A 26613-nucleotide genomic window follows, 5' to 3' on the forward strand; every position below is an offset into this window, starting at 1 on the left:
ATAATTTACTTAATTTACTACTTGCTTTATTCGGAAAGTGACAGAAGAGGGATATTTGGGGTAATTCTCACTGGAGTTACCCCGTTTTTTTATGACTCAAAAAAGAGGCAGGGTGTCGGAAGTGTGGGGAAATATTGTTACTTCTCAATACCCAAATTGCACTGACTTGTGCCGAGCGCAGCCGAGGTAGCGTAGTCGAAGTGTCCCCAATCCCCAGTACTCACTTCCCTCAAGCTAGAAAAGTTAATTAACGCTAACTTTACTGTTGATATTCTGGGACATTTGGGCTTTTAATGCCAGGCTTTTTTTAGCTTTTCTCATCAGTCCCAGAGCTAATACGGAACCGATGGTGGGTATGGTTGCACCTCCAGGGATGTCAAAGGGAATGTCCTGTGGCGGAGGACTAACAGGACTACTTACGAAGTTGCCACTGGCATAATTAACAGGTGTTGAGCCAAACACGCCATAATTACCAGATGTCGGGGTTGCTGTACCCGGATTAGTTAAATTAAAGCCGGATAGGAACACACCAGTTGAAAAGGTGACAGTTCCAGGAGGTACAACAGTTACGAACTGACCGTCATTAGTAAACCAGAATGATGCAGGATTTGCCGCGACCGCATTTTGAGCTGGTGAATTGAACGTAATTGTTCCATTTGGACCTGATGGTGTAGTTCCAGCAGCACCCAGAATTGCCGGACCAGTAAGTGTCAGGTTGACATTTTGATAAGCATTTCCTACGAAATCGAATGAACCAGTCAAGGTTCCTCCATCTGCAAACAGGATGTTGTTGGCTGTCCAGGTCAAGGCGTGGGCGGGAAGTGTACTAGCAACAACAGCAGTGGCCGCAGTCCCAACTACAAGGGGGAGAGTGAGAATATGAGACAACTTGATCACAATTTATTTCCTTTTTCAGATGGTCTAAAGAATACACGCATACAATAAGTCGCTATCTTAAACTGTTAAAACTCCCAGCCAGAAGTTAAGTATGGGAGCAACACTGAATATGCTGTTTTGTTAACGTGATTAAATATACGTGTATAATCCGCAATGTAATATATTTCAAGAGTATAGTCAAGTGAGTTTACCGGAAATGGACAGTAAAAGCATCAATATAATTAGAATCCCCACTTCTGCAAAAAGTCTACTGTATACACACAAGTTGGGAATTGTTTTTCTACCATAAGACCCCACTCCTAGCCCCTCCCCGCAAGCGACTATCCATTACCCACATTTTTCTTAAAATTTTAAAACCTTGTGGGACAAGGCTTTCAAGCCTCAATTCACAAACTGTAACAATCCTTCTTGACAGGGTTATTGACAATAAAAAATCGAGAAATCTAAGCATAGTAAGGATTGGAGTGATCGCTCACAAAAGTGTTGAGAAAGATCCGGGTAATGAATAGCCGCAAGCGAGGAGGGGAACTGGATTTCCGGTTAAATCTTATTTTTAGGGCTGGAAAACCTTTCTGAATCAAGATGTGTATACACAGTAGCCAAAAAATGGGGGAGCTTTGATTAACCAATAACAGCTGGGGTTGTGACTCTTTCCGGTCTTTGCTGAGGGGGACGCATTTCTAATCCCAATAAATTCAGCATTTCTCTGTCAGCGTCATAATCGGGACAGGGTGTGGTGACTGTGAGCATTTTATTATCGTCACTGGAAAAGATGGAATTGGCTCCAGCCATAAAGCATAAGGCTTGTTCTACTGGGGATAGTCTCGCCCTCCCCGCACTGAGACGCACGTCAGAATTTGGCATGATAATTCTGGCTGTGGCGATCATGCGTACTACTTCCCAAATGGGTACGTCTGGTTGATTTTCTAGGGGTGTACCAGGGACTTGAGAGAGAATGTTAATGGGGACGGATTCTGGATGAGGTTGTAAATTTGCGAGAGTTTCTAACATCCCTACACGGTCATCAATGCTTTCCCCTAAACCAAGGATACCACCAGAACAGACTGTAACATTTGTTTCTCGGACATTATCTATTGTATTCAGGCGATCGCCATAGGTTCTCGTGGTAATAATCGTATTATAATATTCCTGAGAAGTATCTAAGTTATGGTTATAAGCATATAGTCCGGCTGCTTCTAAGCGTTTGGCCTGATTTGTGGTCAGCATTCCCAAAGTACAGCAGACTTCTAAACCCATATTGGTGACTTCTTGCACCATTTCCAACACTTGGTCAAATTGTGAATTATCCCGCACTTCCCGCCAAGCTGCACCCATGCAAACGCGACTAATACCTTTTGCTTTGGCTGTTTGAGCGATGTTGATAACTGTTTCTTTTTCTAACAGTGCTTGGGGCTTGACTTCGGTTTGATAACGAGAAGATTGGGCGCAGTAACTACAATCTTCAGGGCAAGCGCCTGTTTTAATGGAGATAAGTTTACAAACTTGTATTTTTGTTGGGTCATGATATTGACGATGCACGCTAGCAGCTTGATAAATCAGCTCTAGGAATGGCGTGTTGTATATCGCCTGGATCTCTGCTTTTTGCCAATTGTAGCGTATTCCCACCGACATCACTATCCTTGTTATAGAGTGGATTGTTGACACTCCTCGGCGTGAACGCACGAGGATTCTAGTTTCACAGTTGTTACTTGCCTTTGTAGGTCGTTAGACCAACAGAAGTAGAGGCTACAACTCCACTAGCGTTACTTTGGGGATGCCCTCCCCTAGCGTTTGCACGACTTAAGATGACTTTGGCAGCATTCACATCGCGTTGCTCAGTATATCCGCAGTTTGGACAAGAATGAGTCCTAGTGCTAAGAGATTTTTCCACTCTAGCACCACAATTACTACATTCTTGACTTGAAAAGTGTGGTGGAACAGCAATTATTTCCCGTCCAAACTGCTTTCCAAAGTATTCCAGCCATTGGCGGAAGTGATACCAAGAAGCATCAAACTTTGTATTCTACAGAACGACTATGCTTTTTGAACTTTGGGTAGCCTTTTTTTCCAGGTTTATTCTGTTTGCAGTTATCAAAAAACCTATTGATTGCTCGTTCTACATTTTCTACAGATGCTTGGCAAGCATGACTGTTTAAATCTTTAACGAACTCAAATTTGGCGCGTAACTGAGTGTTGTACTAGTACAGTTCTTTTTTACCAATGCCACGATTGTCTATCCAATGACGCAATACTTTGTTACGAACAAACTGACTTGTACGAATTGCTTCATCAATAGATTGGGCTTGACTAGGTTTAACTACTGCTTTGTATTCTAATACTAACACTCTTGAACCACCTCCTTTTATTTGCTAGCATGAATTTAGTATATACACAGCATCTAACTGATGGCAACTCAAAAAAGGCTGAAAAATGTCCCAGTTTTACACAGCGAATTAAAACAAAGACACCAAATAGTAGTAACCCCTACTGCTTGGGAAACTATGAAAAAAGAAGCGGTTAGTAGAGATATTAGTGTTAGCGAGTTGATAGAGAGATTTGCACGAAGTTTAATCGATCAAAAGCCATCCTAAAAGGCTTGTACTGAGCTTGTCGAAGTGATGGGGCTTGTATCCCATTATTTTCGGTCAAAAACCACCTGAACTTTAATCAGTAGTACGATGGATGATACAGCAAGATTGATTAATTTCATCCCCCAAAGTCGCGCCGGGGCGATTTTCAGTAATTTGTCATTAAATAATTCAGTTAACCAGCGACTTTATGAAATCAGAATTACCACTCATCACGAGCGATCGCCTGACTTTAAGAATTGCTATTAAAAAAGACATACCACAAATTATTAAATATTTTACTGAAAACAGAGATTATTTCACTCCTTTTTATCCTACTTTATTACATAATTTATTTACCAAAGATTATTGGCAATATCAAATTGAAAATCATGTCTTAGAGTTCATGCATGATCAATCATTAAAATTATTTATTTTTCCTCAAACAAATTCTCGTCAAATTATTGGCACGATAAATTTTACTAACTTTATCCGAGGGGCGGCGCATTTTTGCTATGTGGGATATAGTCTGGCGGAATCTCAGCAAGGTCAAGGATATATGACAGAAGCGTTAAAGGCTGCAACTGATTATGTGTTTGCAGAGTTAAATTTTCATCGCATTATGGCTAATTATATGCCTCATAATCGCCGTAGTGGTAATGTCTTAAAAAGAGTGGGTTTTGTGGTAGAAGGATATGCTAGAGATTATTTATTAATTAATGGTAAGTGGGAAGATCATATTCTCACTAGTTTGGTAAATTCTGACTGGAAAGCTGAGGAGTTTTATTTATAGGTGGGGATTGGGGATTGGGGATTGGGTATTGGGTATTGGGTATTGGGTATTGGGGATTGGGGATTGGGGATTGGGGATTGGGTATTGGGTATTGGGGATTGGGGACTAGGAACTTTTCCCCTGCACCCCTTCCTTGCCTCTTATTTCCCCCCTGCACCCTGCTCCCCGCTCCCCTGCTTCTTCCCCCCACACTCCCCACACTTCCCACACTTAGAAATTTAATCTGGTCTTAAGTCTGTAGATAATTCGACAATTCCTCTAGAGCCATCCATCCGCACCCGTTGCCCGTCTTGTAAAATCCAGGTAGCATTATGGACATCCATGATGGCAGGAATACCGTACTCACGAGCGATGATTGCACCATGAGAAAGTCTTCCTCCTGCTTCTGCAATTAAGCCCCCAGCCCTGACTAATAAAGGGGCCCAACCGGAGTCGGTGTAAGGTACTACTAAAATTGTCTCGCGGTTGATTTCTGGTAAATTTTCTAAATTTTTGACTACCTTAATTCGACCTTCAACTTGTCCATGACTGGCGGGAATACCACGTAATATTTGGTCTGAGTAAAGTTGAGAGGGGGGTAGGGGATGGGGTGGTGTATGGCCGTAAACTAAGAGGGGAATTTGGTTGAATTGACTATCTTGCTGGAATTGCGATCGCCTGAATTGTACTATTTTAGATAAATAGCTCTTGAGTTTAGGATCATCACCAGTAACTATATGCCGTATTTCGTGAAGTTGCAGAAAGAAGATATCCCCAGTGTTTTGCAGTAAGCCACACTGTAACCAAATTTTCTCTAAAGCCACAAATCGCCACCGTAATTCTGCTAATAGCCGAGAATAAACTTCGGTAACTCGTCCTTTAATATCCACTCGGCGCTGTACTGATCCTCTCTTGCGCTTGGTTGATAAAGCCCGACCGAGAGAATTTTTACTATCTGTTTCTGGTGGATTTTGCAATAACTGTACAAATAACTGCTGGATAGGTTGGGGATTTTCTTTCCAGGTAGGGACAGCTATATCTGTTCCCACATCACTTAAATAACCGTAATCTGCTAATAATTCGTCAAATTCATAGAGGATTTTATCTCCCTGTGGGGTTTTTGCCAATTCTGCAAAGACTTGATCTGGTTCACACTCTGGTAATACTTGCTTTGCATCTGCGGCTAAAAGAGTTAGCGATCGCAATGCGGCTACTTCTGGAGTTACACTGTTATCAATTTCCCCATCTTTGATCCGAAAAATTGCCTGTCTCAAGGCTGCACTCAGGGGCGCTAAAATGCTGTAATAAGTTCCCAGACGCAGTAATTCCAGAGTTAAATCTATTCTTGCTAATATCTGAGGCGCTGTAAGTTCTGCTTCAGATTCATGGGCTAATTGAGATAAACCCGGAATAAACGTGTGACTATAATCCCGCTTAAAATCTTTTTCTAACCTCAATTCTCGTTTCAGCAAGCGGATTAATCCCGGTAAATTCGCCAAGGTGCTTTTTAAGGGGGGTTTGCTCATTTTTGCCCCTCTAGTTAAAAATTCCAGGCTTTCCGGTGGTAAACCCATGCGGAGAAAAATCTCTCCTAAAAGGGAAGCATTAAAATAAGCTCTAGAGTAGTGTAGAGTAGCGGTTTCGGTAAAGTCTAAGCCTAAAGCGCGATCGCCTAAAACTAATGTAAAAATATCTCCCCAAACGCCACAAGTCAAGGGGCGATTAATCGACCAAGTGAGGGGATGTATAACTCCCGGAATCACTTCGGCGGCTATTTTCCGAGTCCAGATGGGTAGTAATGTTGTAATTGGTCGAGATTGTAAAACCCAGAGATGTTGACTGTCGTAAGTCCACTCTATATCTTGGGGTAAACCTTGATATTCTTTTTCTAGTCGCCGGACTAAATATACTACTTGTTTAATTAATGATTGTGGGACTTGTCCGCTTCCCTCTAACTGCACAGAGGCAATATTTTCTGTATCTACCACAAAACCGCGATATTGTTCTGGTGTAACTTTACCCGAAACAACTTGTGTGGGGCTACCTGGTAAAGCTTCTATCACAATTGCATCCCCTTGTTGGCTAATGGGGTCTCGACTGAAAGCCACACCGGAATAGACACTTTGAATTTGTTGTTGCACCAGTACAGCCATTGCCGTATCTGGTAGACTGCGATCGCGTCTATACTGTACAGCAGTAGGATGATTGTAAGAAGCTTGAACTGCGGCGATCGCCTCGCGTAATTGCTGTTTGCTGGTGACATTTAAAACCGTTGTATACTGTCCAGCTGCGGAAGATTGTTCTGAGTCTTCCCCAATGGCGGAGGAACGCACCACTAAAGGAGATAAATCAGAAGGTTCAAGCATAGCAATCAACGCTTCTGGATTATCCCCCGGAGTAATTACCCATCCTTTCGGCACAGGATAGCCCCAGCGCTTCATTTGAGATAAGGTTGCAGCCTTTTGTCCCACCACATGAGGATCTAACTCTTTATCTAAAGACAGCACCGAGGAATTACCGCGTAAATATGCAAAAGCTGCTTGTGATTCTCTCTCAGCTGCGGCGGTAGGTAAATTCAAATCATCGGGAATTTTGGTATAAATCCACCCCAATACTCCAGCTAAAACAATAGCTGCCATAATTTTAGGGAAATTGTCAACATTCAGGAGTACGACAAACAAGGGAAACACAAATAAAACTCCGAATTTAACCAGTATCCGAGATTGCAGCAGGCTAAATGTGATAATTGCCAACAAACTTGTAAATATTGTCACCAAGGGATCATGAATCATAAATCCCCAAACAACATTGGTTGTTCCTGCGCCTCTACCTACCCCATATCTACCTAATACTAGGGCAATCAGGGCTATTAATTCCCAATATGATCCTGGGGGAAAGAAGATACGAGACAGCAAAACTGCGCCGATTCCCTTGATTGCTTCTGACAAAACTGCCAAAATTCCTACCCATGTGCCGCCATGATAAAAAGCGGCGGAAACACTGATGTTTTTAGTGCCTATTTGTGACAGTTGTCTGCCTTTGAGAGCGTAAGTAATCCCAGCTATGATTGGTAATGAACCCAATAGGGGACAGGCAATTAAAATAGTTAAGGCTCCCCAAAATTCAATCATTCAATATCAATTCTTGATTTGAGATTTATTTTGCATCTAAAACCTCAAATTTCCAAGTCTAAAATTTTTCTGAAATTTTTTGATGGTGGTGAGGCGGTTTTTTTGGTTATGGCACTACACATACACGTTAGGAAATAAACTGATCATAAAAGTTAGACACCGCAAGGCTTTTACCCCACTCCCTACTCCCTACTCCCCAACTATAGTGAATGGACACTTGGCTACGGTACAAACCGTTATTGCAAGTGTCCGCACAATTGACAATTAATCAGTTGAGCGCATAGGCTGCTTGTAATGCCCAAATAATTAAGGCTGCAATGGAACCCAAGAGTAGCACAGTAGAGATGGTGACTAATTTGGGTGAATCTGCACCTTTAAATTTCATAATTCCGCGATTTAAGTCGGACATAGCTTGTAATCCTCCTTTGTTACAGTGCTAATTTGTCCGTTTTGATTGTAGTCTTTCTATTTGCTGATCAAGCTAAATTACAGATAATATTTTGTTTAAGCTTTGCAACAATAAGTTAGATTTTTAGCAGAACCACGACATATTGACATTCATCCGTCCAGACGGTACAGTAAATTTATGAGGGCTTGCATACTTCTTGCAATCTATATCTTGGTTTTCAAGGAGTGTAATGTACCCACATTCTCTGCTACCTCTTGGTTATTCCTATGGCTGCTAACAATAAATCAAAATCTCGGTCAACTACTCGTGAACTGCTTCTGCGGTCTGCTAGCCAAGTTGTGATTGAAAAAGGCGTTGAGGCATTAACTCTAGATGCAGTGGCTCAACAAGCTGGAGTCAGCAAGGGAGGGCTGCTTTACCATTTCCCTAGCAAAGATGCATTGATGCAGGGTATGGTGGAACAACTAATTCAAGATTTTGAAATGACACTGGAAGCTGAATATGACCAGGACGATACCCCAGGGACTTCAGGACAGTGGGTAAGAGCATATATTCGTGCAAGCCTGCGAATTAGCCAAAAAACTTTAGCACTGATTGCTCGACTTTCCTCAATTGCGGCAAATTCACCCCAGATATTTGAATCTGCCCATACCTATCAGCAGCAATGGGAAAAACGGATCGAATCAGACGGGCTAGATCCAATTCAAGCAACCCTGATTCTGTTAGTGAGTGATGGTTTATGGTTGTCGGAAATTTTTCAAATTGGCACACTCGAAGAACCTCGTCGCACTCAAGTTGTAGAAGCATTGTTTACCATGACGCGAGCCGCCACTAAGTAAGGGACTTCCAACTAACAAAATATTCCATTGCTGTGTAGGCCGGGGGGAGAGTGAAAAACTACCTTGGGCTGCAATTACAAATTAAAAATTACCTGTCAGATAAAAAGCATCTGGCTCGATTGAACCTGCAATTTTTTTTATATCAGGAGACTTTTTATGCAACCAGATCATCAGTCTGCAATGACAGAACAAAACTCTGTGCTTATCGGTAATCCCTTTCCCTGGTATGACCAGATGCGACGCGATTCACCAGTGTTTTATGATGCAGAGCAACAAAGTTGGATGGTGTTTCGTTATGAAGATATCAAACGAGTCTGTACAGATTGGCAGACATTTTCATCTCAAGTTCCGCAACCATCAGAGCAAGTCGATTTAACTCAAAGTTTAAACTATACTGACCCACCCAAGCATCAATCCCTCCGTTCTCTGGTAGCAAAAGTTTTTACCGCCCGTCGGGTAGCAGAACTGGCACCACGCATTACGCAAATTACCCATGAATTGATTGACAAAGTTCAAGGAAAAAATCGCATCGACTTTGTACAAGACTTAGCAATTCCACTACCTGTGATTGTAATCGCGGAAATTCTCGGTGTTCCGGTTGAAGATCGTGCTGATTTCAAACACTGGTCGAATGGCATTATTTTATCTGATCCGACTGCATTGCAGTATATGGGAGATTACTTCCGGCATCTACTGGAACAACGGCGGCAAAATTCTGGCAAAGACTTGATTAGTGATTTGATTGCAGCTCATGAAGCAGGTGAAACCCTAACAGCTCAAGAACTGGTCGATTTCTGCATTTTGATGTTGGTCGCTGGTAATGAAACTACAACCAATCTGTTAGGCAACACTCTTCTTTGCTTTAAAGAGTATCCAGAGGCATTTAAACGGTTAAAGCGAGAGCCAGAATTGCTACCACTAGCCATTGAGGAAGTATTGCGCTATCACTCACCACTGCAAGGGACGGAACGGTTTACCAAAGTCGCCACTCAACTAGGGGGAAAGACAATTCCGGCAGGACAAATGGTATTGGTGTGGATAGGGGCTGGAAACCGTGATGAGACTCAGTTTGATCGCCCAGATGAATTTGTGATTGATCGTAACCCAAATCCACATTTGTCTTTTGGCAACGGGATTCATTTTTGCTTGGGCGCACCCTTAGCTCGGCTAGAAAGTAAAATTATGCTGAGTGCAATGTTGGAACGTTTGCCAAATATACATATTGAACCAAATGCCACGCTAGAGTTTATTCCCTCAATGGCTATGTATGGAGTCAAATCCTTATCTGTGCTTTTGTAGTCATGCAATTACAATTCTTCATAGGTTAAGCCCCGACCATTTATGCCTATCTTGTACACACAAGTGACCGAATTTAGCCAAGTCCCCTAGCCCCCAATTATCGGGTAACAAGAATTTTCAAAGTCCCCCAGACTTGGGGAATTTAGGGGGAAAAATAGACGTAAACGCAGACAGATAGGACTTGTGTGTACACTGTAGGTCATTCATGCAGGGGATACAAGCGAATGAATGTATCTTCTACTGTAAGTACGCCGGAACCGATTAAACTATGTTAGACAATTTGTGCTTAATCTAAGTTTTATCAGAGGGTCTTTAGAGGTGAAATTAGCACTAATAATCATTTTGGTGGCTGTGGGGTTTTTTGTGGTGCTTGAGGTGGCTTTGCGATCGCTTTTTGGTTTTGGTAATCCTCTGGTTTATATTGCTGATTCGCAGATTGGTTATTTGTTGGCTCCTAATCAGCGTACTCGTCGCTTTGGTAATCGCATTGAGATTAATCAGTATTCTATGCGAAGCGCACCGATTGAAAAGATACCGCCTGTTTCCACTCTGCGGGTGTTAATTATTGGTGATTCTATTGCTAATGGTGGTTGGTGGACTGACCAGGATCATACTATTTCTAGTTTACTCACCCGTTCTTTAGAATCATTAAATCTGAGTAATTATAGTGAAATTGAAGTATTAAATATTTCAGCTAATTCTTGGAGTCCCAGAAATGAGTTAGCTTATTTACAACGATTTGGCAATTTTAACTCGCAAGTTGTGGTGTTATTAATTAATACTGATGATTTATTTGGCACTGCACCAACTTCCTTACCAGTGGGACGCGATCGCAATTACCCAGATCAAAAACCTCCCCTAGCGTTAGCGGAAGTATGGCAAAGGTATATTATCAAACCCCAGCCTATTCTAGAAATGGCAGCTTTAAAGCAGGAACCAGGGGATATAGTAGCAATTAATTTCGAGGCTATTAGCCAAATTCAAACATTAACTAGTGAACAAAATAGCCAATTTTTACTGCTTATGACTCCCTTGTTGCGGGAAATTGGTGAACCTGGCCCCCGCGACTACGAAATTAAAACCCGTGCAAGACTGATAGACTTTACCCAGCAGCAGCAAGTTACGTATATAGATTTTTTACCGTTGCTCAACGCCCACCCGGACGCAAAAGCTTTGTATCATGATCATATACACTTCAACTTGCTAGGTAATCAGTTTATCAGTCAAGTCATCGAGCAATCGCTTTTACCAATGCTAAGTATTAAGTAAGTATTTTAACCACTCCCCACTAAAGCCCATTCATATACTGCTGTATCTTATTTAACATGGACTGAGATGCGATCGCCTGAGCTAAATCTTGAGCATTTTGGTAGTAAGACAGCGCCAACTTTTTACGTTTAGTCTGGGCGTAAAGCTTACCGAGATTGAGCAGAGTGGAAATTTCCCCTAAACAATCACCAACTTCTTGATAAATGGCGATCGCTTCCTGGTAATATTTTGTAGCCTGACGATGATTTCTTAAAAAACTGTAGGTAAAACCCATATTCTGTAAAGTTGTCCCTTCACCAGCACGATCTTTAATGGCTCGACGTGTCAACAAAACCTGATAGTAAAGTAACAGCGCTTTTTTCGGTTCCCCTAAATCACCGTACACAGCAGCAATATTATTTAAGGTTGTAGCTTCGCCCACGACATTTTTCACAGCGCGTTGAATAGGGAGCGCCGCTTGCAAAAATTCTAAAGCTTTCTCATGCTGGCCTAAAGTGCTGTAAGCATAACCCAGACCATTGAGAGTAGTTGCTTCCCCAGAAAAATCGCCTAATGAGCGACGCATAGCCAAAACTTGATATTGTAACAACAGCGATCGCTTAGGTTGCCCCAACTTAGTATAAATTAGTGCGACATCATTCAGGGTAGAAACTTCACCAGGAATATCTTGTAAATCTCTAAAGATGTGTAAAGCTTGATCCAAATACTCTAAAGATCGGTTTAACCGCCCTAAACGGCTGTAAGTAGAACCCAGATTGCTAAGTGCGATCGCTTTAGCTTTCCTATTCCCAAGTTCGATAGCTACCAAAAGCGCTTGCTGAAAACACTCCAACGCTTCTAAAGGTTTACAACAACTCAAATAAGCTAAACCAATATCATTTAATGTATGGCCTTCTCTGGCTCGGTCTGAAATTGCTCTGGCTAACTGTAAATTTTCACTAGCAAAATTGAGATATTCTTGAAACTGCCCCTGCTTGTAGTAGTGGCTAGCTTCATTACGGCGTTGTTCCCATTCTTCGACTCGATTAAAAGCTTGCGTCATCTGACCCCGGTTACACTCTGCGATAAATTGGCAACTGATCTTTGGGAATGAACCCTATTTGACTTAATAGTTATTTTCTCTCTTGAGAGATAAAAAGTAAAGAGAGTTTGAAGAAAAAAATATATCTCTAGATACTTGACTGGGAATTGAAGTGTGGGAGGTGTGGGAGGTGTGGGGATAGATTCTATTTAATACCCAGTCCCCAGTCCCCAATCCCCAGTCCCCAGTCCCCAATCCCCAATCCCCAGTCCCCAATCCCCAGTCCCCAGTCCCCAGTCCCTACTAATGACGAATCCAGAGAGCTAAACCACCGCCACGACCACGAGCTGCAATCAAATCTGGCGTGATTAAAAAGAAAGCAAAAAACGGCAATTTAGCTATAGACTTTTCATAAAAATCCTCGGTTTCAGCTTTAGCAGAGCGAATGGGCTGGTTGTAGACCTTTGCACCGAACAGGGATAAAAGCAGATAGTTAAAATCAAAGGCCAATAAATTTTTCTTACCCAAATAATGTGCTGGGCCTGTAAGCTGTAATAACACTGGGCCTAACCGTACCTGATTACCAATTTCACCTTGACCAGAATCCGCCCCGTCAGTAGAACGAAAAGAAATCTGAATATTGATAAATTTCGGCACATATAAACCCTTACCTAAGACAATTCCCCCGCGCTTTTGAGCTTTTTTAGTCCCAGTAGCAAAGCAAAGTCGCCATTTACCCAGCAGCGAAGGGAAATCATTACTTAGCCTTTGCTGTTTGGCAGCTTTTTCAGCTTGTAATAAAGCAGTTACCAGTGTTTCAGTAGTGGGACGTGCGCCCCCCTCTCCGCGATATGCAGCCACAGCTTCAGATAGGGTAGATGTGAAATCAGCCATTGCCATTGATAAATATATTTTTCTATTAAGTATTTGTTTAAATAGCTTGAGATTATAGCATGATGGAGTCAGAAGTTGTAATTAAAATTTTCGGTAACTGGCAACTCGAAAAATTGTCTTTGTATGGTGTGGGTAGAGTTTAATTGATAACTCAACTTAGTGACCGATAGACATTGCGAGGTAATAATATGGATGCTAAGAAAATCCTGAGTCTTTACGCAGGAGGAAAACGCACATTTAATAGCGCTAGTTTACATCAAATCAATCTTTGTGATGCCAACTTGAGTGGTGCTGATTTTACCGAAGCTGACTTGAGTGGTGCAAACTTGAGTGGTGCAAACTTGAGTGGATGTAACTTCAGTCGAGCAAATTTGACTGATGCTGACTTGAGTGGAGCTAACTTGAAGAATGCAAACTTAAGTGAGGTAAATTTGATTGGTGCGGACTTGATTCGGGTGAATTTAGAGGATACTAACTTAACTCGTGCAGATTTCCGAGGTGCAAACTTAGAAATTGCCAACTTTTTAGGTGCAAATCTCAGTCAAGCGGAAATGAGTGGGGCAAATTTAAGAAACGCTAATCTCAGGAAGGCAAATTTAACTGGTTGCAATATTAATGAAGCTGAAGTCAGTGGCGCAGATTTAACAGGAGCAATTATCACTGAGCAAGAGAAAATTGGCGGGATATTGCATATAGGATTATCTCACAAATGGGTGACTTGGGCTGGCAGTTACTCCTATTCTTACCGAAAACTTGGGGTTTAAAGCCCCGCCCTTCTAGGGCGGCTTTTAGAGTATTATAAATTTAGCGGTAAAGCGCACAAATAAAAAACGAAGTAGGTCAAGCGGACGACTCCTGATCCGGAACCCTGGTAGTATAAATCCTAAATCTTGTACAAATGTGGGAGGAAAAACCAGAAATTAAACGCCTTTTCAAACGCGGTCGGGCAGTCCGTGTGTGCTTGTGGACGTATCCAAACGGGGAAATTGGAATACTTGTATTCGGGTTTCTAGTTCGGACGGATGAAGCAAGAATCCTCATCCCTTTAGAGTGAGGAGTGTCAAGAATAGTTAAAGAGGCAGGGGAGCAGGGAGCAGGGGGAAAAGTTCCTAGTCCTAATCCCCAGTCCCCAGTCCCCAGCCATATCCTGTAAAACCTAATAAACTAAAGGTGCTACACCGCGCATTTGACGTAAAGCATTGATGCACTGCGGACAATCACAATTAAATAAGTCCACAGCCATATCACTTTCTTCAATGTTAAATGCTAGCAAGGTATCTTGGTTTTCACCCGCAAACTCAACTTCAGCTTGATATACAGGGATTTTCGCTAATACCGAAGCTCTGGCACAGACGGGACGCATGATATGTTCATTCTGTACACAGCTAAGTTTATCTGCGTTTTCGGTTCCTGGTTCCGCGGCCTGTGCTTGGTTAGCCATTACTCCCATAGAAAGGATAGAACTGACTAGCATGGGAGTAGAAAGCAAACTCAGTATAGTTTTTTTGTTCATGAGGTTTCCTTGTAAAACAGTCCTGACTGCTCAGATTATCCGATCAAATCTTACGATTCAAGTAAATGTTGATCAGGAATGCCAACGAGTTGTACCATCTGATTGATCGATTAAAGTTATGCCGAGTTCCTGTAGTTCATTGCGGATGCGATCGCTTTCGGCGAAATTCTTGGCTTTACGGGCTGCTTGTCGCTCCTGTATCAAAGTTTCAATTTCTGCATCAGTTAACTTGCTCTCGGCGACGCTGGGGGCTTCTGGTTGAGCTTCTAGTCCCAAAACCTGGGCTAATTTCACTAGAGTTTGCCATTGCTGCTGAATTTGTTCTGGGGGAATATCGGTTTTACCTTCGTGGGTTAATAAATTACTTTGACGGCGTAATTCCTTAGCCAGTTCAAATACAACGGCTAATGCTCCTGGGGTGTTAAAGTCATCATCCATCGCCGCTTGAAAACTCTCGATGTAAGGATTCTTTTCATTCTCAACTCCCAACTCCCCATTCCCAACTCCCGAAAATAGTAAACCTTCTTTGACAGTCTTCCAAGCGTTTTCGGCGGAGGCGATCGCTTCGGAGGTAAAATCCAAAGGTCGGCGATAATGTCCTTGTAAAATAAACAATCTCACTACCATCGGGTCGATGCCTTGATCTAGCAACTCCCGAATAGTCGTAAAATTACCTAAAGACTTAGACATTTTTTCCCCATTCACCGTTACCATGCCATTGTGTATCCAGTAACGCGCCAAAGGTTCACCACTCACCACCTCTGATTGAGCGATTTCGTTTTCATGGTGAGGAAAGACTAAATCACCACCACCGCCGTGAATATCAATGGTATCCCCCAGTATTGACTTGACCATTGCGGAACATTCAATGTGCCATCCTGGACGACCTGCACCCCAAGGAGAATCCCATGCTGGTTCCCCTGGTTTAGCGGCTTTCCACAAAGCAAAGTCAGCCGAGTTTTGTTTTTTCTGTCCTGAAGGATCTTCCACATCTACTCGACCACTTGCGCCGGCTTGCATATCTTCCGCTACTCGGCCAGAAAGTTTGCCATATTCGGAGAAGTTACGGACGTTGTAATAAACATCACCGTTTGCGGCGTAGGCGTAACCTTTGTTTTCTAATTCCTGAATTAAATGATGAATGCTGGTGATATTTTCTGTGACACGGGGATATGCTGAAGCATCTATCACATTTAAGCGTCTCATATCCTCAAAATATGCGTCTATGTAGCGCTGAGAAACTTCTTCCATCGAAGTCCCTTCTAAATTGGCGCGGTTGAGGATTTTATCATCAATGTCAGTAAAGTTCTGCACGTATTCAACTTGATATCCCAGCCACTGAAAATAACGCCGGACTACATCCCAACCTATATAAGAACGTGCATGACCCAGATGACAATAATCATAAACCGTGACACCACAGCAATACATTTTTACCTTACCTGGTTTTTGGGGTTGGAAGGCTTCTTTACTACGGGTGAGAGTGTTATAGATTTTCAGGGTCATAGGTAATTAGTTATGAGTCATTAGTCATTGGGATTCAGTTGGGATTTTACCCTGTTAAATTAGGAATTACGAAGTTATTTGTACAGAATTGAAAAAACAGCTTCTCGCACCAGTATGACAAGCGATGTCACCGATTTGCTCAACTTTGATTAAGATGGTGTCGCCATCGCAGTCATAAAACAATTCTTTGACTTTTTGAATGTGTCCGGATGTTGCGCCTTTGTGCCACAATTCCCCACGTGAACGACTCCAGTAATGGGCTTCTCCGGTGGCTAGGGTTTGGGCGATGGATTGCTGGTTCATCCAGTCCATCATTAACACTTTGCCATCTAGGTAGTCTTGGGCGATCGCAGGAATTAAGCCTTGACTATTAAACTTGAATTGTGATGATTTCACAATTTACTGCTACCTCATCTCTAATTTTAGTGTTTTTGCTCAATATTAGTTAATAATTATCTGTAATCTTTTTTTGGTATATTTACGCACTGAAAGTTAATTTAAATTTTTTAATTTATACTTCAGTGTAGAGATAAGAATTTTCCCATCTCTACAACAAAATCACGAGCTATATCAACTACAGTCTATAGTAGCTATTTAATGAAAGTTAGCATTATGACGGATTAAGCTCATAAATTCTTCGCGGGTTCTGGAGTCTTCGGAAAAAACGCCTCGCATAGCACTGCTAACAGTCCAAGAACCGGGCTTCTGCACACCGCGCATGACCATACACATATGGGTTGCTTCTATCACTACTGCGACACCTTGGGGTTTGAGTAATCCTTGTAATGCGTCAGCGATTTGGGTGGTGAGACGTTCTTGTACTTGTAAACGTCGGGCGTACATTTCACAGATGCGGGCAATTTTGGATAACCCAATGACTTTACCATTAGGTATGTATGCCACATGAGCGCGTCCAATAATTGGCAGAATATGATGCTCACAGGAACTGAAAATATCGATGTCCCGAACCAACACCATTTCATTGGCATCTTCTGTGAAAACTGCTCCATTCAGCAGTTCATCCAAGGATTCAGTGTATCCCTTTGTGAGAAACTGCAATGCTTTCATCACTCTTTTGGGAGTGTCTTTGAGTCCTTCTCTGTCTGGATCTTCGCCTAATCCAATTAACAAAGTTCGGACAGCCTGCATCATTTCTGCTTCTGTTACTTTTGGCTGCTTTTGAGCAGTTAAAGACGATAGTACCTGATCGGCAGAAGTTAGATCGGGACGAATCGATAAAGTCATTTTGTGAGTTTTGTAGGAATGTTTTGCTGAGTTCGCCAGTTGTCAGATTTCATTTGTAATTGACCTCTGACTCATGAGAAGTGTAACATATCTTTACACACTCTCATCATAGCAAACAATTATGCAAACTAGAGTGAATTTCACTGGTTTCCAAGTTTCTCCCAATAAAAACTAGCTGATTTTTGGGTTGAGAGTACCACTGGTCTGCATGTAAATTATAACGCGCTCCACTCAGTTGAAAGATGTGACGGAGATCACTGTCATTAAACCAAAGTATGCCTTTAGCCCGAAATACTCCGGCTGGCATTTTTTCTGTGAGGAAGGCTTCAAATTTGTGGACATCAAAGGGGCGATCGCTTTGGAAGGAAATAGAAATAAAGCCATCATTATCTAAATGATCTGAGTGATGGTGATGGTGTTTATGGTGTTCATGCTCCTTCTGGGCATCCGCCTTGGCAATAGAGATATACTGTTGCTGAGGTGTTAGCTGTGTGTCCAAAATCAGTGGTAAAGGAACTTCCCCATATTGAGTGGGCAGAATTTTCGCACCCACTTTCACCTTCTGGATGTAAGTTTCCACTTCTTTAATTTTTTCTGGGGTAACAAGGTCAACTTTATTCAGGAGAATTATATCGCCATAACTGATTTGTTTTAAAGCTGATTCACTCTGAAAATGTTCGGCATCAAAGGCTTCTGCATCCACTAAAGTAATAATAGAATCCAGATTAGTTAAATCTCGTAATTCTGTGCCTAAAAATGTGAGAATAATTGGTAAAGGGTCAGCTACGCCTGTAGTTTCAATAACTAAATAATCAATCCTGTCTTCTCTTTCTAAGATACGATAAACAGCATCAACTAAACCATCATTGATGGTACAACAAATACAACCGTTGCTGAGTTCCATCATGTCTTCATCTACAGAAATCAGCAATTGGCTATCTATATTAATATCGCCAAACTCATTAACTAAAACGGCAACTTTTAAATCCTGTTTATTTTTGAGAATTTGATTGAGAAGAGTAGTTTTACCACTACCTAAAAACCCAGTAATTAAAGTTACTGGCATTCCTCTTTTAGGAATTTCTGGGATGATTGCAGTTTCTGATGGTGTGAGAGTAGTCATATTAAATCCTCTAGTAAAATTTTAAATGTGTGATACTAAACTAATGTCAAGCTACACTAAATAATTTAACTGACATTCTTGGCGTGCTTCGCGTGCGGACAGTTGATTTATCCAAAAAAATATTTCTGGGTAAAGACAAAATTTAGATTAATTCCTTACTTAACACACCTAAATCACCATTTTGCCGAGTCCGAATACTCAAACTTTGGTTTTCCACCTCTTTCTTTCCAATCACAGCGACAACAGGAACCTTTGCTAATTCTACCGTCCGAATTTGTTTACCTAATGGTTCACCACTATTATCTACTTCTACCCGAATCCCAGCTTTCTTGAAAATAGCAGGTACAGATTTAGCATATTCACCCACGTCATCGCTAACAGGTAATAACCTGATTTGCACTGATGCTAACCATAAAGGAAAATCACCTGCATAGTTTTCAATTAAGATGCCAAAAAAGCGTTCTAAAGAACCAAAGATCGCCCGATGAATCATAATTGGTCTTTGGCGATAGCTTGCGTGGTGTAGCCATTCGCCTTCGGAAGCAACATCATAGTAATTTTCTCTAAATCCTCCGGGGTAAAACTCACCGGACTATCAAAATCATAAAAAACCCCTGTTTCCGTCACTGGACTAGTTGCAACTTTAATCCCCGGAAACAGCTTCTGCACAGCCATAGCCAAAATATGGGCGCAAGTATGACGAACCCGTGCAAGTTTTTCCTCTTGCTGCTGCAAAATCCGTTGGGACTGCATAACAGAACTAACCATAGCTATAAAATAATGAGAATCGTTATCATATTAGCGCAAAAAAGCCACTGCCAAAAATACCTTTGCGTCTTTGCGCCTTTGCGCGAAACTATCCATATTTACCCTCAGCCAAACTCTTTAAGCGATCGCCTAGCCAACTTAGTGTAAGTTTTAACAGTAGTCACAGGCATTTCCAAATCCTCAGCTATCAGCTTTAAAGACTCCCCCATTTCCCTGCGTGCCAAAATTGTCGCCCAGGTTGAGGCTATTTTATCAGTGCGATCGCCCCCATGACGTTTGCGTTGCGCAGTAAAAATTGCAGTTAACTCCTCAATACGTTCTCCCAAGAGATTTGTGAGTAACTGAGTAGGTGTACTGGGTTCTGGTTCCACCCAACTTAGAGAAGTTTGTCCTAACCCAAAAGTCGTTTTATGTCCCGTTCCACAATAGGGAGCGAGTTTTACCAAAGCATAAAACAACTGGGTAAACTCAGTATTAGCTAAAGCGGCTTTACTCAACCCGCAGGAAATCGCCCCAGTAAAACCTGTCACAGAACCTCGTTTACCAGCAGCCACCTTCAAAGATTCCAAGCGGTGTTGATGAATAATCACACTTTCATCTATCCAATCGAGAAAATCGACTTGTGATATAGGGATTTGGGAAAAATCATTCCAGCGCCGCAGATAGCTATGGAAGAGATTTACAGGTACTGGGAGGGGGAAATGATGACCTTTGCGGCGAAAGCTGGTAGGTGAGATAAAGCTGAGATTGACCTGAGAGTATTTTGCGGGTGGTTGTAATAGTTGGGCGTAGGTGGTGGGAGGATGAGCGATTCTCACCTGTTTTATCTGTAGAGTAGCACCTCTTAAATTTAGAGTTTCTGGCAATTGGGTTAACCATAGTTGCAGAAACTGTGCCACCTTTGCAGATAAAGCGTTGACTTGCCAGTGTAAAATTTGGTTGGCTTCTAGTTGTAATTGCTTACCCGTGGGAAGCAGTTGACTTTCTAGGGCTGAGATATTGAAGGGTTTTTCTGACTCGCCATCATGGAGATAGGCGGAAAGTTCTGGGTCAATTTGTCGCACTTGGTCAAGAAACCAAGCATGGAGGGCGATGGTATATTGGGAGTAGAGGGAACTGGTGGTAAGTGCTTCGAGGTCAAATTCTAATCCCACCAATTCGGTGTTATCTGCCCATGTGGGAAGTGTGAGCTTTTGTTGACGATTGGTGGGTTGAGCTGTTCTGACCATTACCGAGTTTTATGCAGGTGTTATTGAGTATTTTACTAAATTTCAGTATAAAAACTGTAAATTTGGATGATATCGGCTGTCAAAATGCTTATAATTACGATGTGGTTAGTAAGAGGTCAGATTATGCCTGAATCAACCTCAAACTTCAAAATAGGATTTGACTCCTATTCTGCATGGACGCATTGTGAATCTTTTCACAAACAGTATAAAACTGTGAGTCAGTTTGAACTAAGCATCTCAGGTTCTTACTTCTTCTCCTATTTTCCAGGCTTCAAATCTACTGTCATCAAGAAAGTAGTCTAGCAAAAAGTTTGGTTTAGCTCTACTACCAGTGGAGCTATTATAAAGTGTGAGAGAGCAAATCTAGTAGTAACTACAGCATTTTTGCTCTCTCGTTTTTAGGTAAAGTAGTGATTAGAAATAAATTATGAGTAAGCAAGACTTAAATAAAGTGTTATTTGTTACTGGTATACGTGTGGCAATTGATGAAGAAAATCGGATATTGCTAGCAGGAATGCTCTCAGATAGTCCATTCGTAGAAGATGAGCAAGAATCATCAACTATAAATCCGATCAATTTTGCATTTACTAGACAGCACGCAGCATTTTTGAGAGACAGACTAGATGAATTTTTAAAGGGAGATGTATGATTTCAAATCCTCAATCAACACAGACACATTCAGTTTTAAACACCAAAACTAATCAAACAAATTGGAGTAATCGTGGTTCATCTGAATTACGTTTAATTAAATCAGATGAAACAACAAGTCATGATTCAGTTCATGAAATCCAAAAATTGGTAAATGAATTAAAACAATTGCTAGAAGTCAAAAGGGTTAGAGCCATCGCTACAAGTTATCCTGATATTCATTGGATTGATTTTCAGATAGAATTGGAACAAAATATTGAGTTATCAAATGACAACTGGGATAAAATTCAAGATTTGGTAATTGACTATGAGTGGAAATTAATAGATGACTCTGCCGAAGAATGGTATTTTCGTCCTCAGATAGTAGATAGATTTTATTCACTTAAAGATCAGGTAATAGCCGATTCTGAAACCGAGGTAGGTAGACGAAAAACATGGGCAAGTAATTCTCTTAACTTCAGTGTGCTTTAATTAACTCTAGTTTCGCTTTTTCAAGAAATCATGACCTGTGAACGCTACCTTGTGCAAGCTCGAAGCAATGAAAATGCAGCACGCAGTATTGAAAGTGCTTATCCCGATTGGACAGTAACTATGTGCTTTTATGCAGCATTGCACTGGGTAGAGTATTATGCTTCTCAAAGAGGGGATGATATAACAAGTCAATTTCCAGAAAAATCCCCACATGATTCTCGTCGGGGTTATGTTCGTAAGCTTGCAAAGAAACTAGAGAATAGGAGATTGGAGAAACTTTATAACGATTTGGAGGACGCGAGTCAAAAAGCTAGATACTTACAAGGCATAAAATATAATAGTGCAATAGACCATTTTAAAAATCATCAATCAGAAGTTAATACATCTTTTGATAAGTTACAGCAGATAAAAGATATTTTAAAGTTAAAATAATTTAGGATGTAAAATTTCCCGCAAGGGAACGGAAACAAAGACTCGTCATCTGCTGAATAAGAGTCAAGTCCATTTACCAACTTGATTTCATTCAACGGCGAAAATATTAATCCGTGAGATGCTGGATGATTATATTTATAAATCTCCCAACTACAAACTTTTAACGCTTTTGATACTTCCATCGTCTTTGAGAGAAATAATTCTCACATTCACTGTTTGTCCTTGGTGAAGCACACTAGCTTTTTTCGGTTCCTTCTCAGTTAATTTAATAGTTCCTAGTATTTCATAAGTCACCTTATTACCACTGATTTTAGTCACTGTAGCTTCTAAGATTTGGTCAAGCTGGAAATCCTGAGATTCAAGCACTTTGGCAATTTCTTGTTGTCGTGCTGATTCTACAGTAAATGCTGTGGGTGGGGCGATTTCGCCAATGGGTACACCTCCATCTTTGTAGTAACGCATCAGCCGAGATACCCAGCCTAATATTTGCAGTATGATTTGAGCATCGGCTTTTTGCAGATAATCGCTACAGGTTGATTCTATAGTGCGGTAATATCCGAAAGTTTTACCACTGTGTCCAATTTGTTTACCATCTCTGACGAGGGTTTTAAGGTATGTGAAAAACTTCACATTTGCATTGGTTTGATTAACTATACTCCGCAAATATGCGATCGCCTTTCCTAATTCGTTAACATCGGTGTTTTCTTTTACCAGTGTTTGCGCGATCGCATGGGCAATTTCCCACTGTTTATTGGTTAACGATTCCGAGCCTAAATCAGCTATAGTCATAATTAATACATTCCTGTTGGCGGTTGGCGATCGCTGGGGTAACGGAGAATAGCGGCGAGTTCTTCTAGTTGCGGTTTCTCAATCAGGCGTGAGTAAGCAGCTTGAATATGTTTCTGTTTAAATTGTCCTAACTTTTCTCCTGTTAATTCATCAGATGCACTGACTTGATAGGATGAATAACGCTGTTTTAAATCTTGCGGTTGGGTAATTTTGTCTATACTAACGGTCATGGTTCCCATCCCAATGGGTTTACCGCCACCTACTTTTAAAGCTATGGGATATTTGGGGTCTTGTCCTAAAGCAATTAACAAAGTTCCTAACTCTTCTGATAATAAATTTTTAAAGTGTAATTGGGTAATAAACGTGTATTCTCTTCCCGCTTGCTGTACGGCAATTCCAGAGTTTTCACCTTTATCAATTGCCTTATTCGTGTTATAATAAAACTTCCGCCCTGCAACTTTACCTCTGATGAAATATGCCTGATTTTCGTCGGGACGGGGACGATATAAAGAAGGCATAAATCCTGTGGAGAAACCCACGCTGGCACAGTTCGCATCATTGAAATCAAGTAATCCTTGCCAATTTAACGCCCCAAATACCCGACTAGCTGGGCAAAGGTTTTCTTTATTATTACAAGGTAGGCGTTCTTGGGGAATTTTATTATTATCTTTGTATTTCTTAGTTACAACTGCCAAGGTACTATTAGTAATGGCTTCGTATACTGAACGGATGCAGCCTTTGAGGGAACTTCCTTGAATTGACAGTTTTTGGTCAACTCCCTGTACCATTGTTTTGATTAGGGACACTTTGCTGTCAATGTCGCTACCCATGACGACTAAGCCTGTGGAAACGTGTAAGGATGTCTGCACTGTGAGGCTAAGATATAGAGTACCATGCAGGCGATCGCTCAAATATTTGTGATGTCCCACGGGTCGCTGTAGGTTGGGGCGTTCTTTGGGGAAGGAGACGAGTTGGTAAGGTTTTGGGGGAAGTTCGGAAGGGGTTTTTGTCATGGATTTATTTCACGCAGAGGCGCAGAGACACAGAGTTTGAGAAGTGGAGTGTTTATTTTTTAATTGTCAGGGCGACAAAGTGGACTGTTGCTGTTTGTTTATCGATAAAATATCTTTGGGCGATATTGTCTTTTTGTGGTGGGATGTTTTTGGGAAAGCGTCTATCTTTGGGAGAGTTTAAATGAGCTTCTCTTTGTTGTGTTTCCCAGGTTTCACCTATTTTGATAAATTCTGATTCTGCTGAGGCGATGCTTAAAAGTAGAAGTTCGTAATTATCGTTTGGTTTACGCTTCCATCTTAATTCGCAGTCTTCATTAAACATCTGTCCCTCAAGCATGGGGAAATCTTTTGCGCTGGGTGCTGTTTCCCAAATTTGACTAACTTGATGATTCCAACGTAGAAAATAATAGCTAGGTTTAATTGCTAATTTTTCTATTAATTTTAGCAATTCGTAAACTGATACAGGTCTTTTTACACCAACAAAAGCGGTCATTTAGTTATCCCCCAGTAATTGACTCCAAGATTTAACAGCTTCAGTAAATAAATCAGGTACGCCGCTTTTGCTATCACCTAGCCAATTTAGTTTTACCCCGAAGTTTAAATCCATACTCTCAGCACTTACACATTCTGTGTACTGTATATCTGGTTTAGGAAAATTGTATTTATCGGCTTCTTTAGTTTCTAATAATTCTCCTGCACCTAACAACGAATTTACTCCCCAAATTTTTCTATCGCTACCAAAAGCGTAAATTTTTCCTTCTTTTAATTCACAACCGGGATATTGCACCACAGCTTGAGTTAATTTCACCTGTACAGTACCCAAACCACGAGATTTGGCGAAACCTAAACCAAACCAACCATCATTTAAGTCACGCAATACTAAGCCAATTAAACCTAACTGTCCCAAAGTGAAGTTTTTTAAATGTATTTTGGTGTGAAATTGTCCAGATGTGCAGACTTGATAATTAAAGGGACCAACTGCTACAGAACCAAATACTCTATCAATAGCTACGCCGTTTCTTTCTTCCAGTTTTAATGGTATGGATTTATCAGGATAAGCATCTTCAATTCTCAGTCTGCTGGCGATAGAAGTATTACCAAATATTTGGTCTGTGAAGGAAGAAAGTTTATAAATATCGCTGGTTGATTGATCTTTGAGATATTTATAATCATCATTTAATGGGTCATTAGCCCAAGGTAAACTTGAGTTAGTTCTGGTTTCTTTCCCCACAGTCCTAACTATCCGTTCCGCATGGGCGCGAATTGCACCTTTTAAACTGCTTCCTGGTAAATATATAGAACGTCCCCCAGCGTGATAAGTTTCGACAAATTCCATATCTGGCTTTGTGGGATCTGCTCCTTCTTTGCCTGATTTGATCAGAATTGGTCCATCGGGTATGATGCTTAAATGAATGGTGCAGTGGTTGACAAATCTTTTGTGCATAGCTAAATTTTATTCAGATAAATATTGCAATATTGACTTATCAAGAATTGGGCGTTACTTCGGCGGTGTAACTTTGATTTATATTGTTTCTTAAATGATTAATCAAAGCCTGAGACCAACCCTGTTTGAATTGTTGAGCATTTTCATAGCTGGGTATATCCTCACCGGGATTGCTAGTGACTAATTCTTGGAGATATGTGAGTAATTTTTCTGGGTTATTATTGACATCAAGCCAGCGCATTTTATTTATGTTTAGTTTAACAACTCCCAAGCCACGCGATCGCCCTCCACCCAGAGGTATCTGTTCTGTCTCAAATTGGTGTAACCCAATCATCAACAGTCCTAGTTCCCATTCCGTGGCGTTTTCCACTACGGCTTTAAATTCAAACTGTGTCCCAGCCGGAACTACTTGGAAGTCATAGAGTTTACCATCTGCGGCTGTTTCGGTGTCTCTGTCTATGGCTACACCGTCTCTTTCTTGGTACTGTCCAAACCAAGTTTCAGGTAATACGGTTAAGTCCCGCACTTGAAATTTACTAGCTATCCAGGGTGAACCAAATAGGTGAGATACTAAATCTGTATGGTTGAGAATTTCCCTAGTTAAAGATTCGTCATTATCACAACTATCTTTTAATTTATTCATCTCCTTGGAGGTAATTGACCATTCCGCCTCAACTGCGGGATTAGCTACTAATTTGCGATCATTACCTACAATACCTCTGAGAAAGCTTTCGAGGCGCGATCGCATTGCACCTTTGAAGCTAGATCCTGGGATTAATGGTTTACCTAATGCATCTTTCATTACTGGTAAATCAGATCCAATGGGTTCTGTGGAACGTCCGGCGCTGATGCGTAAGGCTGTAATTGTGGTGAGTACACCTGTTATTTCTAGGCGATTTTTGAATGTGTCGAACATAAGTAAATTAGGGGTTATTATTGACATAATCATGTTCTCCATAATGACGAAGATATAAATTGCCATTTTTGGCAATACAACTTACACGACGAGCTTTTGGTAAATCAAAGTGGTCAATTGTTTTATTTTTGCCTTCATATTTACGTAATCTAATAATCCCATCTGTTCTTAATGCACTAATACCATCTGTATTTTTAAGGATTAAACCAGCACATCGCGCTAAAGTATTTTGCAAATTTATTTTGTCTTCCGTCCTTTTATTTCTATCATTTTTATAATCGTCTAAAAAACTTTGCTCATAATTTATATAAGGAAAAGCTAATGGTTTATCTTGTGATAGAAAAAAATCATTGCATTGACTCCAAAGCAGAAATGTTGAATCTCGTTACAAAACTTTACATATTCAGGTATAGTAGTT

At 41.0% G+C, this 26613-nt stretch carries 27 protein-coding genes and 2 pseudogenes; 8 read left to right on the forward strand and 21 right to left on the reverse strand.

Going from position 1 to position 26613, the window contains the following annotated elements; genetic code table 11:
- Positions 1-243 precede the first annotated feature (243 nt).
- The 3 genes and pseudogenes from ACM0OP_RS17620 to ACM0OP_RS17630 all read right to left on the reverse strand — a co-directional run bounded on the left by ACM0OP_RS17620 (position 244) and on the right by ACM0OP_RS17630 (position 3242).
- Positions 244-897: a hypothetical protein gene (locus ACM0OP_RS17620; RefSeq protein WP_414529722.1), complete on the reverse strand. Its 654-nt coding sequence runs from the start codon at positions 895-897 to the stop codon at positions 244-246.
- A 621-nt stretch (positions 898-1518) separates the two neighbouring features.
- Entirely contained in the window at positions 1519-2529 is a 1011-nt protein-coding gene (bioB, locus tag ACM0OP_RS17625) for a biotin synthase BioB (RefSeq protein WP_414529723.1), read from the reverse strand.
- A 73-nt stretch (positions 2530-2602) separates the two neighbouring features.
- Positions 2603-3242 (reverse strand): annotated as a pseudogene (locus ACM0OP_RS17630) (RNA-guided endonuclease InsQ/TnpB family protein).
- Positions 3243-3675: 433 nt separating this feature from the next.
- On the opposite strand from ACM0OP_RS17630, the gene rimJ reads away from it, so the two are divergent.
- Positions 3676-4257 carry a ribosomal protein S5-alanine N-acetyltransferase gene (rimJ, locus tag ACM0OP_RS17635; RefSeq protein ID WP_414529724.1) on the forward strand — a complete coding sequence of 194 codons (582 nt, stop codon included), beginning with the start codon at positions 3676-3678 and terminating at the stop codon, positions 4255-4257.
- A gap of 218 nt (positions 4258-4475) precedes the next feature.
- Here rimJ and ACM0OP_RS17640 read toward each other — a convergent pair whose 3' ends face one another.
- A complete protein-coding gene (locus ACM0OP_RS17640; protein ID WP_414529725.1) occupies positions 4476-7367 on the reverse strand; it encodes a glycerol-3-phosphate acyltransferase in 2892 nt (963 codons plus the stop codon).
- A 268-nt stretch (positions 7368-7635) separates the two neighbouring features.
- On the reverse strand, positions 7636-7776 hold the full coding sequence (locus ACM0OP_RS17645; protein ID WP_414529726.1) for a hypothetical protein: 141 nt from the start codon (positions 7774-7776) through the stop codon (positions 7636-7638).
- Between the two features lie 266 nt (positions 7777-8042).
- Here ACM0OP_RS17645 and ACM0OP_RS17650 point away from each other — a divergent pair, with 266 nt between their 5' ends.
- The 3 genes from ACM0OP_RS17650 (at position 8043) to ACM0OP_RS17660 (ending at position 11183) form a co-directional block, all read left to right on the forward strand.
- On the forward strand, positions 8043-8615 hold the full coding sequence (locus ACM0OP_RS17650; protein ID WP_414529727.1) for a TetR/AcrR family transcriptional regulator: 573 nt from the start codon (positions 8043-8045) through the stop codon (positions 8613-8615).
- A 156-nt stretch (positions 8616-8771) separates the two neighbouring features.
- Positions 8772-9914 (forward strand): cytochrome P450, encoded by a 1143-nt coding sequence (locus tag ACM0OP_RS17655; RefSeq protein WP_414529729.1) that lies wholly within the window; start codon positions 8772-8774, stop codon positions 9912-9914.
- 318 nt (positions 9915-10232) lie between these two features.
- The gene (locus tag ACM0OP_RS17660) at positions 10233-11183 is read left to right on the forward strand and encodes an SGNH/GDSL hydrolase family protein (RefSeq protein ID WP_414529731.1); all 951 of its coding nucleotides are present in this window, start codon (positions 10233-10235) and stop codon (positions 11181-11183) included.
- Positions 11184-11202: 19 nt separating this feature from the next.
- Here the strand turns inward: ACM0OP_RS17660 and ACM0OP_RS17665 are convergent, their stop codons facing one another.
- A complete protein-coding gene (locus tag ACM0OP_RS17665) occupies positions 11203-12225 on the reverse strand; it encodes a tetratricopeptide repeat protein (RefSeq protein ID WP_414529732.1) in 1023 nt (340 codons plus the stop codon).
- A gap of 282 nt (positions 12226-12507) precedes the next feature.
- Complete coding sequence (locus ACM0OP_RS17670; protein WP_414529748.1) at positions 12508-13098, reverse strand: hypothetical protein; 591 nt, start codon at positions 13096-13098, stop codon at positions 12508-12510.
- Positions 13099-13286: 188 nt separating this feature from the next.
- On the opposite strand from ACM0OP_RS17670, the gene ACM0OP_RS17675 reads away from it, so the two are divergent.
- The gene (locus ACM0OP_RS17675; RefSeq protein WP_414529733.1) at positions 13287-13862 is read left to right on the forward strand and encodes a pentapeptide repeat-containing protein; all 576 of its coding nucleotides are present in this window, start codon (positions 13287-13289) and stop codon (positions 13860-13862) included.
- Positions 13863-14254: 392 nt separating this feature from the next.
- Here the strand turns inward: ACM0OP_RS17675 and ACM0OP_RS17680 are convergent, their stop codons facing one another.
- The 8 genes and pseudogenes from ACM0OP_RS17680 to cas6 form a co-directional block, all read right to left on the reverse strand.
- Positions 14255-14611, reverse strand: a complete 357-nt coding sequence (locus tag ACM0OP_RS17680; RefSeq protein ID WP_414529734.1) for a hypothetical protein — start codon at positions 14609-14611, stop codon at positions 14255-14257.
- Positions 14612-14683: 72 nt separating this feature from the next.
- A complete protein-coding gene (cysS, locus tag ACM0OP_RS17685) occupies positions 14684-16117 on the reverse strand; it encodes a cysteine--tRNA ligase (protein WP_414529735.1) in 1434 nt (477 codons plus the stop codon).
- A gap of 66 nt (positions 16118-16183) precedes the next feature.
- Positions 16184-16513: a phosphoribosyl-AMP cyclohydrolase gene (gene hisI / locus ACM0OP_RS17690; RefSeq protein WP_462362465.1), complete on the reverse strand. Its 330-nt coding sequence runs from the start codon at positions 16511-16513 to the stop codon at positions 16184-16186.
- A gap of 198 nt (positions 16514-16711) precedes the next feature.
- Positions 16712-17362, reverse strand: a complete 651-nt coding sequence (gene folE, locus ACM0OP_RS17695) for a GTP cyclohydrolase I FolE (protein WP_414529736.1) — start codon at positions 17360-17362, stop codon at positions 16712-16714.
- A 106-nt stretch (positions 17363-17468) separates the two neighbouring features.
- Positions 17469-18485, reverse strand: a complete 1017-nt coding sequence (locus ACM0OP_RS17700; protein ID WP_414529737.1) for a CobW family GTP-binding protein — start codon at positions 18483-18485, stop codon at positions 17469-17471.
- 142 nt (positions 18486-18627) lie between these two features.
- A pseudogene (locus ACM0OP_RS17705) lies at positions 18628-18996 on the reverse strand (His/Gly/Thr/Pro-type tRNA ligase C-terminal domain-containing protein); the annotation flags it as partial.
- Positions 18975-19253 (reverse strand): hypothetical protein, encoded by a 279-nt coding sequence (locus ACM0OP_RS17710; protein WP_414529738.1) that lies wholly within the window; start codon positions 19251-19253, stop codon positions 18975-18977. The pseudogene ACM0OP_RS17705 and the gene ACM0OP_RS17710, both read right to left, overlap by 22 nt.
- A gap of 104 nt (positions 19254-19357) precedes the next feature.
- Complete coding sequence (cas6, locus tag ACM0OP_RS17715; protein ID WP_414529739.1) at positions 19358-20482, reverse strand: CRISPR-associated endoribonuclease Cas6; 1125 nt, start codon at positions 20480-20482, stop codon at positions 19358-19360.
- 427 nt (positions 20483-20909) lie between these two features.
- On the opposite strand from cas6, the gene ACM0OP_RS17720 reads away from it, so the two are divergent.
- Genes ACM0OP_RS17720 through ACM0OP_RS17730 form a run of 3 tightly spaced genes read left to right on the forward strand, consistent with a single transcriptional unit; the run spans position 20910 to position 22033 of the window.
- Entirely contained in the window at positions 20910-21131 is a 222-nt protein-coding gene (locus ACM0OP_RS17720; RefSeq protein WP_414529740.1) for a hypothetical protein, read from the forward strand.
- Positions 21128-21601: a hypothetical protein gene (locus tag ACM0OP_RS17725; RefSeq protein ID WP_414529741.1), complete on the forward strand. Its 474-nt coding sequence runs from the start codon at positions 21128-21130 to the stop codon at positions 21599-21601. Before ACM0OP_RS17720 ends, ACM0OP_RS17725 begins: the two co-directional genes overlap by 4 nt.
- A gap of 30 nt (positions 21602-21631) precedes the next feature.
- Entirely contained in the window at positions 21632-22033 is a 402-nt protein-coding gene (locus ACM0OP_RS17730) for a hypothetical protein (RefSeq protein ID WP_414529742.1), read from the forward strand.
- Between the two features lie 150 nt (positions 22034-22183).
- Here the strand turns inward: ACM0OP_RS17730 and ACM0OP_RS17735 are convergent, their stop codons facing one another.
- Genes ACM0OP_RS17735 through ACM0OP_RS17760 form a run of 6 tightly spaced genes read right to left on the reverse strand, consistent with a single transcriptional unit; the run spans position 22184 to position 26430 of the window.
- Entirely contained in the window at positions 22184-22822 is a 639-nt protein-coding gene (locus ACM0OP_RS17735; RefSeq protein WP_414529743.1) for a hypothetical protein, read from the reverse strand.
- 2 nt (positions 22823-22824) lie between these two features.
- The gene (locus tag ACM0OP_RS17740; RefSeq protein WP_414529744.1) at positions 22825-23835 is read right to left on the reverse strand and encodes an RAMP superfamily CRISPR-associated protein; all 1011 of its coding nucleotides are present in this window, start codon (positions 23833-23835) and stop codon (positions 22825-22827) included.
- A 52-nt stretch (positions 23836-23887) separates the two neighbouring features.
- The gene (locus ACM0OP_RS17745) at positions 23888-24328 is read right to left on the reverse strand and encodes a hypothetical protein (RefSeq protein ID WP_414529745.1); all 441 of its coding nucleotides are present in this window, start codon (positions 24326-24328) and stop codon (positions 23888-23890) included.
- Positions 24329-25279, reverse strand: coding sequence for an RAMP superfamily CRISPR-associated protein (locus ACM0OP_RS17750; RefSeq protein WP_414529746.1), 951 nt, complete (start codon positions 25277-25279; stop codon positions 24329-24331). It lies immediately after the preceding gene.
- Positions 25280-25319: 40 nt separating this feature from the next.
- Positions 25320-26195, reverse strand: coding sequence for a type III CRISPR-associated RAMP protein Csx7 (gene csx7 / locus ACM0OP_RS17755; RefSeq protein ID WP_414529750.1), 876 nt, complete (start codon positions 26193-26195; stop codon positions 25320-25322).
- A gap of 7 nt (positions 26196-26202) precedes the next feature.
- Positions 26203-26430 (reverse strand): hypothetical protein, encoded by a 228-nt coding sequence (locus ACM0OP_RS17760; protein ID WP_414529747.1) that lies wholly within the window; start codon positions 26428-26430, stop codon positions 26203-26205.
- Between the last annotated feature and the right edge of the window lie 183 nt (positions 26431-26613).

The sequence above is a fragment of the Nodularia chucula CCY0103 genome (assembly GCF_963923915.1).
Taxonomy (GTDB): domain Bacteria; phylum Cyanobacteriota; class Cyanobacteriia; order Cyanobacteriales; family Nostocaceae; genus Nodularia; species Nodularia chucula.

Coding starts and splice junctions, on each gene's coding strand:
- ACM0OP_RS17670 (WP_414529748.1), bottom strand. CDS start 13,098: ATGGCTGATTTCACATCTACCCTATCTGAAGCTGTGGCTGCATATCGC.
- csx7 (WP_414529750.1), bottom strand. CDS start 26,195: ATGTTCGACACATTCAAAAATCGCCTAGAAATAACAGGTGTACTCACC.
- folE (WP_414529736.1), bottom strand. CDS start 17,362: ATGACTTTATCGATTCGTCCCGATCTAACTTCTGCCGATCAGGTACTA.
- cas6 (WP_414529739.1), bottom strand. CDS start 20,482: ATGGTCAGAACAGCTCAACCCACCAATCGTCAACAAAAGCTCACACTT.
- ACM0OP_RS17750 (WP_414529746.1), bottom strand. CDS start 25,279: ATGCACAAAAGATTTGTCAACCACTGCACCATTCATTTAAGCATCATA.
- cysS (WP_414529735.1), bottom strand. CDS start 16,117: ATGACCCTGAAAATCTATAACACTCTCACCCGTAGTAAAGAAGCCTTC.
- bioB (WP_414529723.1), bottom strand. CDS start 2,529: ATGTCGGTGGGAATACGCTACAATTGGCAAAAAGCAGAGATCCAGGCG.
- ACM0OP_RS17725 (WP_414529741.1), top strand. CDS start 21,128: ATGATTTCAAATCCTCAATCAACACAGACACATTCAGTTTTAAACACC.
- ACM0OP_RS17665 (WP_414529732.1), bottom strand. CDS start 12,225: ATGACGCAAGCTTTTAATCGAGTCGAAGAATGGGAACAACGCCGTAAT.
- ACM0OP_RS17740 (WP_414529744.1), bottom strand. CDS start 23,835: ATGACAAAAACCCCTTCCGAACTTCCCCCAAAACCTTACCAACTCGTC.
- ACM0OP_RS17720 (WP_414529740.1), top strand. CDS start 20,910: ATGAGTAAGCAAGACTTAAATAAAGTGTTATTTGTTACTGGTATACGT.
- ACM0OP_RS17710 (WP_414529738.1), bottom strand. CDS start 19,253: ATGGTTAGTTCTGTTATGCAGTCCCAACGGATTTTGCAGCAGCAAGAG.
- ACM0OP_RS17745 (WP_414529745.1), bottom strand. CDS start 24,328: ATGACCGCTTTTGTTGGTGTAAAAAGACCTGTATCAGTTTACGAATTG.
- ACM0OP_RS17640 (WP_414529725.1), bottom strand. CDS start 7,367: ATGATTGAATTTTGGGGAGCCTTAACTATTTTAATTGCCTGTCCCCTA.
- rimJ (WP_414529724.1), top strand. CDS start 3,676: ATGAAATCAGAATTACCACTCATCACGAGCGATCGCCTGACTTTAAGA.
- ACM0OP_RS17680 (WP_414529734.1), bottom strand. CDS start 14,611: ATGAACAAAAAAACTATACTGAGTTTGCTTTCTACTCCCATGCTAGTC.
- ACM0OP_RS17675 (WP_414529733.1), top strand. CDS start 13,287: ATGGATGCTAAGAAAATCCTGAGTCTTTACGCAGGAGGAAAACGCACA.
- ACM0OP_RS17735 (WP_414529743.1), bottom strand. CDS start 22,822: ATGACTATAGCTGATTTAGGCTCGGAATCGTTAACCAATAAACAGTGG.
- ACM0OP_RS17655 (WP_414529729.1), top strand. CDS start 8,772: ATGCAACCAGATCATCAGTCTGCAATGACAGAACAAAACTCTGTGCTT.
- ACM0OP_RS17645 (WP_414529726.1), bottom strand. CDS start 7,776: ATGTCCGACTTAAATCGCGGAATTATGAAATTTAAAGGTGCAGATTCA.
- ACM0OP_RS17730 (WP_414529742.1), top strand. CDS start 21,632: ATGACCTGTGAACGCTACCTTGTGCAAGCTCGAAGCAATGAAAATGCA.
- ACM0OP_RS17700 (WP_414529737.1), bottom strand. CDS start 18,485: ATGACTACTCTCACACCATCAGAAACTGCAATCATCCCAGAAATTCCT.
- ACM0OP_RS17650 (WP_414529727.1), top strand. CDS start 8,043: ATGGCTGCTAACAATAAATCAAAATCTCGGTCAACTACTCGTGAACTG.